We start from the raw sequence: 14074 nt of genomic DNA on the forward strand, positions 1-14074 counted from the left end.
CACGGAGTGTGGTTTTCAGGTCATTTACTTTGTTTCGAACATTTTCTTTGCTCCACGCCGAAAAACCTGCCCCGCTTGCGCGTGCAGAACGCCCGCTTAACGGACGCGGTTAATATTTCATGGGAAGCCAGCGTTCCCGGATTTCAACTAGACGTAGCTTGGACGTATTGGAGATATCGATGTCTTTGAGGATGGCGGTGGCGGCGGCCACCATCGGCGCAGGCCTTCTAGCAGCCAATACGGCTCAGGCCCGCCCGGAAATGGTCGGTGTGAACGGCGAATATTCGCCCGGCACCATCGTCGTGAAGACCGGCGAGCGCCGCCTCTATCTCATCCTCGAGACCGGGCGCGCGGTCCGTTACCCCGTCGGCGTCGGCAAGTACGGCAAGCAATGGGCCGGCACCACGCGGATCAGCGGCAAATACCGCAACCCGGCCTGGTCGCCTCCGGCCGAAGTGAAGCGCGACAAGCCGCAACTGCCCGACGTCATTCCGGGCGGCTCGCCGCGCAACCCGATGGGGGTTGCGGCGATGACGCTGGCCGGCGGCGAGTACGCCATCCACGGCACCAACGTGCCGGGCTCGGTCGGTGGCTTCGTGTCCTACGGCTGCATCCGGATGCTCAACCCTGATATCACCGATCTCTATGAGCGGGTGTCGATCGGCACCACGGTGGTGGTAACGCGCTGATCGAACGGCCAAGGAACGGCGGGCGGAACAGACCTCAGAAGTCCGAGGCGATTCCCTTGTTCTCCCAATCGCCATACCGCGTCGGCTCGGGGCCCTTCGGGCCCTGAAACTCTTTCGGCCGCGACCGCGCCTCGACCTCCGCGGCCTTGCGCCGCGCTTCGGCCTCCGCCAGCGCGCGCTCTGCCGCGGGCGAAAGTGGCTTGCGTTCCGCTTGGTGAGCAACCAGATCAGACTTCGATGGATGGTCTGCCATCGCTGTTCGCCTCAGGTATCAGATCAAAGTCATACAGCCGATTCTTACAATTGGCATATTCTCATGCCAAATCGATTCCGTCCCGCTTTGCATGAGCTGACATGCTAACTGCGGCGCCAGATTACAAGATGTGTCCGTAGCTCCATGCCCCCGCAACGTTTCGCTTTACCTTCTGAAGTGCCAGGTCTTGCGGCGCGGCGGATCGCGGCCGACATTCTCGATGGCGTCCTGCACAAGCGACGTACGCTCGACGAGCAGCTCGATGGCACCGCCGCCCACCCCGGACTGAAAAGTCTTTCGGACCGCGACCGCGCGCTGATGCGCCGGCTGGTCGCAACCATCCTGCGGCGGCTGGGCACGCTTGGCCATGTTCTTTCACGGCTGCTCGATCGCGGCATTCCGACCGACGCACCCCGCGCCCAAAGCGCGCTGTTGATCGGCGCTGCGCAAATTCTCTGGATGGACGTGCCCGACCACGCCGCGGTCGACCTCTCGGTGCGGCTCGTGCAATCGGACCGGCGCGCCGCGAAATATGCCGGCCTCGTCAACGCCGTGCTGCGCCGTTGCGCGCGCGAGGGCCAGCCGTTGATCGACGAGGTGAAATCTCGAAATCTCGATGTGGCTCCGTGGCTGCTCGCGCGCTGGTCTGCCCACTATGGCGCGACGACCGCAAGCGCCATCGCGCATGCCATCGGCCAGGAACCCTCGTTCGACATCACGGTGAAATCCGATCCGTCGCAATGGGCGACGCGTTTGCACGGCGAGACACTGCCGACCGGATCGGTCCGCACGGTGTTGCAGGGCTCGGTGACGATGCTGCCGGGATTTTCCGAAGGCCAGTGGTGGGTGCAGGATGCGGCCGCCGCCTTGCCGGCGCGCCTGTTCGGTGACGTCGCCAACAAAAACATCGTCGATCTCTGTGCAGCGCCCGGCGGCAAGACCGCGCAACTCGCGCATGGCGGCGCGCGCGTGACCGCGGTCGATCGATCGCCGGCCCGCATGGCGCGGCTGCGCGATAATCTTGCGCGGCTCTCGCTCGATGCGGCATGCGCGGTGTCCGAAGGCAGCGAATGGCTCGCTCAAAACCGCGGTGACGGTTTTGACGGCATCCTGATCGATGCGCCCTGCACATCGACCGGAACGATCCGGCGCCACCCCGACATTGGATGGCTGCGGCAGGAATCCGATATCGCGCCGCTCGCCGCCACCCAGAGGCGGCTGCTGCAAGGCGCTGTCGCTGCTTTGAAAATCGGCGGCATGCTGGTCTATTGCACCTGCTCGCTGGAGCCGGAGGAAGGCGAGCAAGCGATCGCAGATCTCCTGAAGTCCGAAACGGCACTCCAGCGCGTGCCGATTGAAGCGAGTGAAGTCGCCGGCTTGAGCGAAATCATTACCGCCGACGGCGATTTGCGCACCCTGCCCAGCCACCTTGCCCATCCCGACCCGCGCCTGGCCGGTCTCGACGGCTTCTACGCCACCCGGCTGGTCCGGCGGAATTGACCGCCGATTTCGACTAAATGCTGATTTTGCACCACTTTTCGCCCCGACTGCGCTGATTCGGACCGTTCAAGGTGGTGTCTTGGCGGCGTTTCCGGATTAAAAGGATTCGGAAAGAATCTTTCCCAACCAAGGCAGGGCGTGTCGGTCGCGCGAAGCAGACGTATCTCGACGCTGATCCTGGGCCGCGTTGCACGCAACCTGATGGCGCGGGCAAGCAGCGGCTCAGTGGCATTGGTATCGCTGTGGCCGGGCCGGACCGACCGCCTCATTATCGCGCCACACGATCTGCGCACCGCCGACGCCACCCGCGCCGCCGAGATTTACGCCGGCCGCTTCGTCTTCGCCGGCAAGATCGTCACCTGCCACGGCCGTTCGATCTTCGAACTCGAGCCGCCGTCCGACGATTGGGAGGCGGCGCTTCTCGGTTTCGGATGGCTTCGGCACTTGCGCGCGGCCGATACCGCACTCACCCGCGCCAACGCCCGCGCGCTGGTCGAAGACTGGCTCTCCAATCCGAATTACAAACGGCCGATGGCGCGTCGCGCCGATGTGCTGGCGCGCCGGGTCATCTCCTTGTTGTCGCAAGCCCCGCTGGTGCTCGGCGACACCGACGGCAAATTCTATCGGCGCTACTTGCGCGGACTGGCGCGGGAAATCCGCCAGCTTCGCTCGGCAATGATCGATATCGCCGATGGCGTGCCGCGGCTTCAGGTGCAAATCGCGCTCTGCTACGCCTCGCTCTGTCTTGCCAATCAGGCGCGGCACATCCGCACCACGGCGCGCAAGCTCTCGGAAGAGCTGCAACGCCAGATCGTGCCCGATGGCGGTCACATCTCGCGTAATCCTGGCGCGCTGATCGAGCTTCTCACCGACCTGTTGCCATTGCGGCAGACCTTCGCGGCGCGCAACATCGCGCCGCCGCCCGCATTGTTGAACGCCATCGACCGCATGATGCCGATGTTGCGCTTCTTCCGGCACGGCGACGGCAACTTCGCGCTGTTCAACGGCATGAGCGGCACGCCGTCTGACGTGCTCGCGACCTTGCTTGCTTACGATGACACCCACGGCACGCCGATGGCCAACATGCCGCATACCGGCTTCCAGCGGCTTGATGCGGGCAGCACCGTCGTGATCATGGACGCCGGAGCGTCGCCGCCGCCGAACGTCAGCCAGGACGCCCATGCCGGCTGCCTCTCGTTTGAACTGTCGTCGGGAACGAGCCGCATCGTCGTCAACTGCGGCATGCCGTCGACCGGGCGCGACAACTGGCGCAGTTTTGCGCGAGGCACGCCGGCGCACTCGACGTTGACCCATCACGAAACCTCATCTTGCCAGTTCGTGGAATTTTCCGCGATGAAACGGCTGCTGCAAGGCGCGCCGATCGTCAGCGGACCGGCGGCGGTCGAAAGCCATCGCGAGGCGGTCGCCAACGGCATGCTGCTGACCACATCGCATGATGGCTACGTGAATCGCTTCGGCGTGATTCATCGCCGGGTGTTGATGCTCTCGCCGGATGGCACGCGGCTCGACGGCGAAGACACGGTGGCGCTGGCATCCGAAGGACGCTCGAAGGGCCGGGACACCGACTACGCGCTCCGGTTCCATCTGCACCCCGCGGTGAAAGCGAACCGTCTCAGCGACGCGCGGGGCGTCATGCTGGTATTGCCCAATCGCGACGTCTGGACCTTCGAGGCGCTCGACGACCGGGTCGAGCTCGAAGACAGTGTGTTTCTGGCCGGCAATGACGGGCCGCGGCGCACTTCCCAGATCGTGATCCGGCAGGACTCCCATCACGCGCCGTCGGTGCGCTGGAGTTTCGCGCGATCGAGCTCGTCGCCTGCGGCAACCGCCGCACGGCGCAGCGCCCGCCGCGAGCCGGAACTGCCGTTGTAAGATGCAGCGGAACAAATGGCGCAAGCCAAGCCTCGCGGTTGTGAACCTCGGCGAAAACTGCTAACGAGCGAGCGTCTCGCGCGACTGGCGACTTTGGATGGAGCACCATCGGGAAGCGCGGGAATATCCGCCGCGCGCCTGGGCAAAAGCACCTTGAACAGAGGATCTTGCCCATGACTGATCAGCTTCGTCACGTTACCCGCGCACTTCTCTCCGTTTCCGACAAATCCGGGCTGCTTGAATTCGCCCGCGCACTGGCGCTGCACGGCATCGAACTCGTTTCGACCGGCGGCACAGCCAGGGCGATCGCGGAAGCCGGGCTGAAGGTCAAGGATGTCTCGGACCTGACCGGTTTTCCGGAAATGATGGACGGGCGCGTCAAGACCCTGCATCCGAAGGTGCATGGCGGACTGCTCGCGATTCGCGGCAAAGCCGATCACGCCAGCGCGATGAAGAGCCACGGCATCGCCCAGATCGACCTCCTGGTCGTCAACCTCTATCCGTTCGAGGCGACCGTCGACCGAGGCGGGGACTTCGAAGAGTGCATCGAGAACATCGACATTGGCGGGCCCGCGATGATCCGCGGCGCGGCCAAGAACCACAACGACGTCGCCGTTGTCGTCGATGCCGCGGACTACCAGGCCGTTCTCGATGAACTCAAGGCCAATCAGGGCGCGACCACGCTGCACTTGCGACGGCGTCTTGCCGCCAAGGCCTACGCCCGCACCGCAGCCTACGACGCAGCGATCTCGAACTGGTTCGCAAATGAACTCAATACCGAAGCGCCGGATTTCCGCGCCTTCGGCGGCCGCCTGATTCAGGCGCTGCGCTATGGCGAGAATCCGCACCAGAAGGCCGCCTTCTACCTGCTTCCCGAGCGACGGCCCGGCGTTTCCACGCAGCGCCAGTTGCAGGGCAAGGAGCTCTCCTACAACAACATCAACGATACGGATGCGGCATTCGAATGCGTCGCCGAGTTCGACCCCAAGCGCACCGCGGCCTGCGTCATCGTCAAGCACGCCAATCCCTGCGGCGTGGCTGAAGGCAGCGATCTTCTGGACGCCTACCGCAAAGCACTCGCATGCGACTCCACGTCCGCCTTTGGCGGCATCGTCGCACTGAACCGGACACTGGACGCAGGAGCTGCGCGCGCGATCACCGAAATCTTCACCGAAGTAATCATTGCGCCCGACGCCACGCAGGAGGCGATTGCGATCGTCTCCGCCAAAAAGAATTTGCGGCTGTTACTCACCGGCGGGTTGCCCGATCCGCGCGCCATGGGTCTGACGGCAAAGACTGTCGCCGGCGGCTTGCTGGTGCAGAGCCGCGACAACGCTGTCGTCGACGACATGGTGCTGAAGGTCGCGACCAAGCGCGCACCGACGGAAGCCGAAATGCGCGATCTGATGTTCGCGTTCCGCGTCGCCAAGCACGTCAAGTCGAACACCATCGTTTATGCGAAGGATCTCGCGACCGTTGGCATTGGCGCGGGCCAGATGAGCCGGGTCGACTCGGCGCGGATCGCCGCGCGCAAGGCGGAGGATGCCGCGCGCGAGTTGAAGCTTGTGCAGCCGCTCACCAAGGGTTCGGTCGTCGCGTCGGATGCGTTCTTCCCGTTTGCCGACGGCATGCTCGCCTGTATCGAGGCTGGCGCGACCGCGGTGATCCAGCCGGGCGGCTCGGTGCGCGATAATGAAGTGATCGAGGCGGCCGACGCCCACGGCATTGCGATGGTGTTGACCGGCGTGCGCCATTTCCGGCACTGAGGTTTTTGCCGCAGGGCTAATTCCTCACCCGCGCCAATAGCGCAAGACCTGCGACAAAGAACAAGACCAGCATCGCCATGCCGGCTTTCTGGCTTTGGGTGACGGCTGTCACCACGCCGATCAGCAACGGCCCGATGAACGAAGTTACCTTTCCAGTTAGGGCAAACATGCCGAAGTACTGCGCGATGCGGTCCTTTGGGGCGAGATGAATGAGCAGCGTGCGTGACGCTGCCTGCAATGGACCACCGGCAGCTCCAATCAAGCAACCCAGCGCGAGATAGGCCCGCTCTGCGGGCGCGGCGAACAAGCCACCGCCTGGCGCCGGTGGCGTCACCGCCACGAACAGAATCCTGTCCTTGTCGACCAACAGGATTGCACAAATCGCCAGCAGCAGGATCAGCATGCTGCCGACGATGACCCGCTTCGGCCCGAGAGAATCGTCGAGCTTCCCGCCAAGCCACGCCCCGAATGTACCGGCAATGGCGAGGATAATGCCGAAGGTCCCGATCTGGATCGTGTTCCAGCCGAAGGTGCCGGCGGCGTAGATTCCACCGAACGCAAACAGCGACACCAGCCCGTCCGTGTAGATCATGTTGGCGAGCAGAAAGGCCGCGATGGATTTCTGATTCGGCAACTCGCTGAGCGTCCGCTTTAGCCCGGTCAACCCTTGGCGCAACGCCGGCCGCAGCGGAAGACCCGCCGGATAATCCGGCGTCAGCAAGAACATCGGCAGCACGAAGATGACGAACCAGATCCCGGTCAGGGGCCCCGTGATGCGATCGCCCTGATGAGTGGCCGGATCGAGGCCGAACAGCGGTGTCAGGCCAAACAGCGTACGCCCAGTCTCGGGGTTGGCGGCAAGAAAACCGAGCACCAGGATGAGACTGAGGATGCCGCCGACATAGCCGGTCGCCCATCCGGTACCGGACAGCCGCCCAATCCTCTCCGGCGGCACCAGCGTCGGCATCATCGCGTTGTTGAAGACGGTGGCGAACTCAACGCCGACGCTCGCAATCGAGTACGCCAGCAATAACGGAGGGATTATGCCGGGGTTTCCGGGCTCGCCGATCCACATCAGGCAGGAGCCAATCACCAGCAGTGCGCCAAATCCCGCAATCCACGGCTTACGACGGCCGCTGGCGTCGGCGATCGCACCTAGCACCGGCGACATCAGCGCAATCATCAATCCGGCCGCGGCAGTCGCAAATCCCCACAGCGCCTGCCCACTGGCCGGATCAGGTGCCACGAAGCTTGCGAAGTAGGGCGCGAAAACAAAAGTGGTGATCAACGTAAAATAAGGCTGTGCCGCCCAGTCGAAAAAAATCCAGCTGATGACACCGGCCCGGCCTGGGTAGGTTTGTGCTTTTTCCGTAACGGATGCCTCTGGAGCGATCACGTCCATGCTCAAAATATCCCGGTTCGCCGCTAGTGCGTCTGCGTCAACAACCGCCATATAGCATTGGTGGCAAGGTTAGGCTTTCGACTTCTGTCTGCTTGGCGGGGAAATATGATGAGACTGTTCAAGATATCACGGCGGGCAATATTCGCCGCAGGCCTGCTGGTTCTCTCGTTCTCCGTTCTCGTCGACGCCCAAGAACGGCGCCGCGGCTTCTACACGCCGCCCGCCGCCGACACGATCCACGCCATCCCGGCCGAACACGGCATGGTGGTCGCGCAGGAGAAAATTGCAGCACGTATTGGCACCGAGGTTTTGAAACGCGGCGGCAATGCGGTCGATGCGGCGGTTGCCACCGGCTTTGCCATGGCGGTGACTTATCCGCGCGCCGGCAATATCGGCGGCGGCGGCTTCATGGTCATTCATTCGATCGACAAGCATGAAGACATCGCGATCGATTATCGCGAAACGGCGCCGGCCGCGACCACGCCGACCATCTTCCTTGGGCAGGACGGCAAACCCGACAATGCCAAATCGCGCGATTCGGCACTTGGAATTGGCATTCCCGGCACGCCCGCGGGCCTCGCGCTGGCGCTCGAGAAATATGGCTCCGGGAAATTCACCCTCGCCGAATTGTTAAAACCCGCGATCGACCTGGCGCGCAACGGCGTGGTGTTGACCGACGACAGCGCCGACACCCTGCCCGATTGGCACCGGCGGCTGGCGCGCTGGCCGTCGTCGGCGAAAATCTTTTCGCGTCCCGACGGCACGTCGCTACGTGAAGGCGACACGCTGGTGCAGGCAGATCTCGCCGACACGCTGTCGGCGATCGCAGCACTTGGCCCGCGCGGCTTCTACGAAGGCGCGGTCGCAGAGAAGCTGGCAAAAGCCATTCAGGACGCCGGCGGGATCATGACGTCAGACGATCTCAAGGCTTATCAGCCGGTCATCCGTGCGCCGGTGCGCGGCAGCTATCGCGGCTACGACATCGTTTCGATGCCGCTGCCGTCGTCCGGCGGCGTGGGACTGGTCGAGACGCTCAACATCCTCGAAGGGTTTCCGCTTGATCAGATGCAGCAGGGTTCGGCCGGCTCGCTGCATGTCCTGATCGAGGCGATGAAGCGCGCTTACGCCGATCGTGCGCATTATCTCGGCGATCCCGCCTTTGTCAGCGCGCCGGTCGCAACTCTCGTCACCAAGGACTATGCCGCCAAACAGCGCGCAAGCATCGACCTTGACCGCGCAACGCCATGGGCCGACGCGGTCGCAGCTGCGCCGTTGCGCGAAGGCAGCAACACCACGCATTTTTCCGTGGTCGACAGTTTCGGCAACGCCGTCAGCAACACCTACACGCTGAATTTCAGCTACGGCGTCGGCCTCGTGGCTGAAGGTACCGGCGTGCTGCTCAACAACGAACTCGACGATTTCACCGCCGCGCCCGGCGCGGCCAACGCCTATGGCCTCGTCGGATTCGACGCCAATCTGCCGGGTCCCGGCAAACGGCCGTTGTCATCAATGTCGCCGACCATCGTGCTCAAGGATGGCAAGCCGGTGCTTGTCACGGGTTCCCCGGGCGGCAGCCGCATCATCTCGACCGTGTTGCAAGTGATCGTCAACGTGCTGGACTACCATATGGATGTCGCTGCCGCGGTCGCCGCGCCGCGACTGCACCATCAATGGCTGCCCGACGAGGTGCGGATCGAGCGCGGTTTTGTCGATAGCGCGCTGGAGGCACTCAGGGCCAAGGGCCATAAAGTCATTGAGCCGATGGGACAGACGTCGGCGAATTCGATCGCTATGACATCGAACGGGCTGCTCGGCGCACCCGATCCGCGCACCCGCGGCGCCGAAGCCGCGGGCGAATAGCTTACTTCACCGCCCGACCGTGTAAGGCCCACCTTTTTCCAGCGCGCGCTGATAGGCAGGCCGCGCATGGATGCGATCGAGAAACGCCATCGCTTTCGGATGACCTTGCTCGAGACCGCCGCGCGCCGCCGCCGCCTCCAGTGGAAAGCTCATCTGGATATCGGCGGCGGTGAACGCATCGCCGGTGAACCACTCGCTCTTGGAAAGCTCGCCTTCCCAGAAGGCCATATGCTGCTTGAGCTGCGGATTAACGAGACCGAGCAGCGCTTGATTGGAGACCTTGCGCACCAGCGGGCGGAGCAACGCCGGCGCCCGCTTCGGCATCAGCGTGAACAACAGTTTCAGCAGCAGCGGCGGCATCGCCGACCCTTCCGCATAGTGCAGCCAGTAGGTGTAGCGCAGCCGCTCCGGCGTATTCGGCGGCGGAATCAGACGACCGTTGCCATACGCGCCGACGAGATATTCCACGATCGCGCCGGACTCGGCGATGGTGTTGCCGTTGTCGGTGACGACGGGCGATTTTCCGAGCGGATGAATGGCGCGCAGTTCGGCCGGCGCGCGCATGTCCGGCTGACGCTGATAGCGCAAGATGTCGTAGGGAACGCCGAGTTCTTCCAGCAGCCATAGCACGCGCTGGGAACGGGAATTGTTGAGGTGATGGACGATCAACATCGCGCGATCTCCGGTTTCAGCGAATGCATTCCGTAGCAGCAGAGAGCCGGCATGGCGATTGGACGCGAATTCAATAATTTTACCCGGATGATATTGACAATACATTTACCCGGGTATAAATAGGTACATCAACACGGGGATGACGCCGATGACCTCCATGGGAAACTTCACCGCCTTCATTGGACAGCGCCGCCTGGCCACAGGTCCGCTTGCCGATGTCAGCTTGGCGATCAGGAAATCGACGAAACCTGCCGGTCACCAGCCAATCCTCATTTTCGACGACACCAGCGGAAGATCCGTCGATATCGACCTGCGCGGAACGGACGAGGAAGTCCTTGCTCGATTCCCGTCTTCGACGCCGGCGACTGAGCCGCCTGCACCGGAGCCGCGGGGCCGGGGCCGGCCGAAACTCGGCGTCATCGCGCGCGAGGTGACGTTATTGCCCCGTCACTGGGACTGGCTTGCCAGCCAGCCCGGCGGGGCGTCGGTGGCTCTGCGAAAGCTGGTCGAGGAAGCCCGCCGCACCAACGGCGATCGCGACCGTCATCGCGCCGCAAGGGACGCGGCCTATCATTTCATGTCGGCGATGGCCGGGAATTTCAACGGCTTCGAGGAAGCCTCGCGGGCCCTGTTCGCCGACGACCGCAGGCGATTCGGCGAACTGATCGCCGCCTGGCCCGACGATATTCGCGACCATATCATACGGCTAGTGGAGTGGATTTGACATTCGCTGCGCACCTAGCCGCGAGTTCAGAAAGCGAATGTCAAATCCCAAACTCCACTAGAAACATATATTTGCTAGTGGTCCTTTGATTCTAAGTTCGCTAAGTGCCTGCTGAGAAGGTATGCGAATGTTAGAATCGGACCACTAGCCTTTGGTGATCGCGACCCGGCTTGACGGCCATTAGCCGTGATCAAAGTATGACGATCGTCATTAGGCCTTGTGGACGCAACGCTCGCGTTGCGCCACAATGGCGGAACAAAATTAAATCCCCGGGAGGCCGTCATGAGCGCTGTTGCTCCGCAATTCATGTTCGATTTCGGCAGCCCCAACGCGTTCCTCAGCCATGAGGCCATTCCGGCGATCGAAAAGCGGATCGGGGCGAAGTTCGACTATGTGCCGGTCCTGCTCGGCGGCATTTTCAAGGCCACCAACAACAAGTCGCCCGCCGAGACGCTGGCGGGCATCAAGAACAAGCGCGAATTCCACGCGATCGAAACCGAGAGGTTCATCAAGCGCTTCGGGGTCAGACCCTACGCCTGGAACCCGTTTTTTCCGGTCAATACCCTAAACCTGATGCGCGCGGCGGTCGCAGCACAGATGGAGGGCGTGTTGGCAAAATATGTCGACGCCGCCTTTCACCACATGTGGGTCGAGCCGAAGAAAATGGACGATCCGGAAATTGCGCTGGCTGCGCTAGCGTCGTCGGGGCTCGATGCAAAGCGGCTGCTGGCACGCGCGGGCGAGGCCGATGTGAAGGCGAAGCTGATCGAAAATACGCAAAATGCGGTCGAACGTGGCGCATTCGGTTCGCCGACGTTTTTCGTCGGCAACGAGATGTTCTTCGGCAAGGAGCAGTTGCGCGACGTCGAGGACCTGATGTTGGGGAAGTAGCAGCGAAACGGAGAGCGGCCAATGCAAAAACGTGACGCCACGGTGGCCGTGATCGGCGCCGGCGACTATATCGGCGCCGAGATCGCCAAAAAATTTGCCGCAGAGGGATTTACCGTCTTCGCCGGCCGGCGCGATGGCGCCAAGCTCGAGCCACTGGTGAAGGACATCGAGGCGGCGGGCGGATCGATCGTGGCGCGCGCGCTCGACGCGCGAAAAGAAGACGAAGTCGCCGCTTTCCTGAACGATGCCGACAAGCATGCGCCACTGGAAGTGACCATTTTCAATGTCGGCGCCAACGTCAATTTTCCGATCCTGGAGACCACCGACCGCGTGTTCCGCAAGGTGTGGGAGATGGCCTGCTGGGCCGGCTTCCTGGCCGGGCGCGAGTCGGCGCGGCTGATGCTGCCGCGCGGGAAAGGAAACATCTTCTTCACGGGCGCGACGGCTTCGCTGCGGGGCGGCTCGGGCTTTGCCGCCTTTGCCAGCGCCAAATTCGGACTTCGCGGCGTGGCGCAATCGATGGCGCGGGAGCTCGGACCGAAGAACATCCATGTCGCGCATCTGATCATCGATTCCGGCGTCGACACCGCCTGGGTACGCGAGCGGCGCGAGCAGCTCTGGGGCAAGGAAGCGCTCAACAATCCGGACTTGCTGATGCCGCCGGCGTCCGTCGCCGCCTCCTACTGGCAGCTCTATCAACAGCCGCGCAGCGCCTGGACGTTCGAGCTCGAGATTCGCCCGTTCGGCGAAAAGTGGTAAGCAACTGGACGCATCAGGCGTCGTGCGCCTGGCATCACGCCCAATAACAAGAAGGAATCACATCATGCGTATCCTGGTGGTCGGAGCCGGCGCAATCGGCGGATATTTCGGCGGCCGCCTGTTGCAGGCCGGCCGCGACGTGACGTTTCTGGTCCGCCCCAAGCGCGCATCCGAACTCGCCTCCGCCGGTCTGGTGATCAAGAGCCCGAATGGCGACGTGACACTGACATCGCCGCCGACGGTCCAAGCCGACAAACTCGACAAGACCTTCGACCTCGTCTTGTTGAGCTGCAAGGCGTTCGACCTCGAAGACGCGATCAAGTCGTTTGCGCCGGCGGTCGGACCGACGACTGCCATTCTTCCGTTGCTCAACGGCATGAAGCACCTGGACGTTCTGGAGCAGCACTTTGGCGCGAATGCGGTCCTTGGCGGGCAATGCGCGATTGCGGTCACGCTCAACGCGCAGCGCGAGATTGTCCAGCTCACGCCGATGCAGTCGCTCGGCTTCGGCGAGCGCGACGGCAAGATGTCAGACCGCGTACGCTCGATCGCCGACGTCATGGCAGCCGGCAAATTCGGCGCCGCCGCGAGCACGCAAGTCATCCAGGACATGTGGGAGAAGTGGGTATTTCTTGCCTCGCTCGCTGCCTCGACCAGCACGATGCGCGCTGCCGTTGGCCCTATTCTGGCGGCCCCGGGCGGCAGGGATTTCATCCTCGGCATTCTCGATGAATGCAGCGCTGTCGCTACGGCTGAAGGTCACGCGCCCGCCGGTCCATTCTCCGAACGCGCGAAGGGCATGTTGACCGCGGAAGGTTCGCAACTCACGGCCTCGATGTTCCGCGACATCAAGGCGGGTGCGAAGGTCGAGGCCGATCATGTGATCGGCGACCTGATTGCGCGCGGTGATGCGGCGAAAGTGCCGGTGCCGAGGCTGAAGATCGCCTACACGCACCTGAAGGCGTATGAGAACGGGCGCGGCTAAATTCCTCATGGTGAGGAAGCGCGCCAGCGCTGTCTCGAACCATGAGCACGAAACAATCTCATCCTTCGAGACGCGGCAAAAGGGCCGCTCCTCAGGATGAGGTTTTCAGAGATGCGCAAGGTAATGCGCGAGCGCGATGATCTCTTCCTCGCTTAGGGGATAGGCGACGTCGGCCATCGCCGCCATGCCGCCGCCGGATCGTACGCCGGATTTGTAGTCACGCAGCGCCTTGAGGAGATATTCCTCGCGCTGGCCCGCAATGCGCGCCACTGCCTTGGTGCCCGCGAAGCTGTCGGTATGGCAGGAGGCGCAGCGCCGGCCGACGGCGGCCTGCGCGCCCTTTTGCGACAAATCGGGGTTGTCGTCCGGCGGCGCCTTCGGAGGCGTGAGCGAGGCAAAGTAGGCGCCGAGATTGCGAATATCCTCATTGTCGATCTGCTCGACGATGGGCTGCATCTGCTCGTTCTTGCGCGTGCCGGCGCGGAAGAACACCAGCTGCCACTGGATGAACTGGTCCGGCTGCCCCGCCAGTGAGGGAACGTTTTCCATTTGCGAGATGCCAACATCGCCGTGACAGGCTGCGCAGAGTTCGGCTTTTTTCTTGCCGGCCTCAAGGTCGGCAGCCAGCGACGTTACCGTCATTGCGACTGACGCAACCGCCGCGCAGAGGACATTTCGAA

Annotated in this window: 13 protein-coding genes and 1 riboswitch; of the genes, 9 read left to right on the forward strand and 4 right to left on the reverse strand. The window is 63.1% G+C overall.

The window, feature by feature from the left end; genetic code table 11:
- Window positions 1-179: 179 nt before the first annotated feature.
- Window positions 180-689 (forward strand): L,D-transpeptidase, encoded by a 510-nt coding sequence (locus BUA38_RS13285; RefSeq protein ID WP_072826087.1) that lies wholly within the window; start codon window positions 180-182, stop codon window positions 687-689.
- Between the two features lie 34 nt (window positions 690-723).
- On the opposite strand, the gene BUA38_RS13290 is transcribed toward BUA38_RS13285, so the two are convergent.
- Window positions 724-942 carry a DUF1674 domain-containing protein gene (locus BUA38_RS13290; RefSeq protein ID WP_072818333.1) on the reverse strand — a complete coding sequence of 73 codons (219 nt, stop codon included), beginning with the start codon at window positions 940-942 and terminating at the stop codon, window positions 724-726.
- A gap of 144 nt (window positions 943-1086) precedes the next feature.
- Between BUA38_RS13290 and BUA38_RS13295 the strand changes: the two genes are divergently transcribed.
- The 3 genes from BUA38_RS13295 to purH all read left to right on the forward strand — a co-directional run bounded on the left by BUA38_RS13295 (window position 1087) and on the right by purH (window position 6101).
- Window positions 1087-2442: an RsmB/NOP family class I SAM-dependent RNA methyltransferase gene (locus BUA38_RS13295; RefSeq protein WP_072818334.1), complete on the forward strand. Its 1356-nt coding sequence runs from the start codon at window positions 1087-1089 to the stop codon at window positions 2440-2442.
- A gap of 138 nt (window positions 2443-2580) precedes the next feature.
- Window positions 2581-4335 carry a heparinase II/III family protein gene (locus BUA38_RS13300; RefSeq protein WP_156898518.1) on the forward strand — a complete coding sequence of 585 codons (1755 nt, stop codon included), beginning with the start codon at window positions 2581-2583 and terminating at the stop codon, window positions 4333-4335.
- Window positions 4336-4405: 70 nt separating this feature from the next.
- A riboswitch (ZMP/ZTP riboswitch) is annotated at window positions 4406-4486 on the forward strand.
- A 22-nt stretch (window positions 4487-4508) separates the two neighbouring features.
- Window positions 4509-6101, forward strand: a complete 1593-nt coding sequence (purH, locus tag BUA38_RS13305; protein WP_072818335.1) for a bifunctional phosphoribosylaminoimidazolecarboxamide formyltransferase/IMP cyclohydrolase — start codon at window positions 4509-4511, stop codon at window positions 6099-6101.
- A gap of 16 nt (window positions 6102-6117) precedes the next feature.
- Here the strand turns inward: purH and BUA38_RS13310 are convergent, their stop codons facing one another.
- Complete coding sequence (locus BUA38_RS13310) at window positions 6118-7503, reverse strand: MFS transporter (protein ID WP_072818336.1); 1386 nt, start codon at window positions 7501-7503, stop codon at window positions 6118-6120.
- A gap of 108 nt (window positions 7504-7611) precedes the next feature.
- Here BUA38_RS13310 and ggt point away from each other — a divergent pair, with 108 nt between their 5' ends.
- Entirely contained in the window at window positions 7612-9363 is a 1752-nt protein-coding gene (ggt, locus tag BUA38_RS13315; protein ID WP_072826089.1) for a gamma-glutamyltransferase, read from the forward strand.
- Window positions 9364-9369: 6 nt separating this feature from the next.
- Here the strand turns inward: ggt and BUA38_RS13320 are convergent, their stop codons facing one another.
- Window positions 9370-10035 (reverse strand): glutathione S-transferase family protein, encoded by a 666-nt coding sequence (locus BUA38_RS13320; RefSeq protein WP_072826090.1) that lies wholly within the window; start codon window positions 10033-10035, stop codon window positions 9370-9372.
- 148 nt (window positions 10036-10183) lie between these two features.
- Here BUA38_RS13320 and BUA38_RS13325 point away from each other — a divergent pair, with 148 nt between their 5' ends.
- From BUA38_RS13325 to panE, 4 genes are all read left to right on the forward strand, one after another.
- On the forward strand, window positions 10184-10759 hold the full coding sequence (locus BUA38_RS13325; RefSeq protein WP_197685931.1) for a DUF2239 family protein: 576 nt from the start codon (window positions 10184-10186) through the stop codon (window positions 10757-10759).
- 282 nt (window positions 10760-11041) lie between these two features.
- On the forward strand, window positions 11042-11650 hold the full coding sequence (locus BUA38_RS13330) for a 2-hydroxychromene-2-carboxylate isomerase (protein WP_072818338.1): 609 nt from the start codon (window positions 11042-11044) through the stop codon (window positions 11648-11650).
- Between the two features lie 21 nt (window positions 11651-11671).
- Window positions 11672-12409 carry an SDR family oxidoreductase gene (locus BUA38_RS13335; RefSeq protein WP_072818339.1) on the forward strand — a complete coding sequence of 246 codons (738 nt, stop codon included), beginning with the start codon at window positions 11672-11674 and terminating at the stop codon, window positions 12407-12409.
- 64 nt (window positions 12410-12473) lie between these two features.
- Window positions 12474-13394, forward strand: a complete 921-nt coding sequence (gene panE / locus BUA38_RS13340) for a 2-dehydropantoate 2-reductase (RefSeq protein ID WP_072818340.1) — start codon at window positions 12474-12476, stop codon at window positions 13392-13394.
- A gap of 105 nt (window positions 13395-13499) precedes the next feature.
- Here the strand turns inward: panE and BUA38_RS13345 are convergent, their stop codons facing one another.
- Window positions 13500-14036, reverse strand: coding sequence for a c-type cytochrome (locus BUA38_RS13345; protein ID WP_156898952.1), 537 nt, complete (start codon window positions 14034-14036; stop codon window positions 13500-13502).
- Window positions 14037-14074 lie beyond the last annotated feature (38 nt).

The sequence above is a fragment of the Bradyrhizobium erythrophlei genome (assembly GCF_900142985.1).
GTDB lineage: Bacteria > Pseudomonadota > Alphaproteobacteria > Rhizobiales > Xanthobacteraceae > Bradyrhizobium > Bradyrhizobium erythrophlei_B.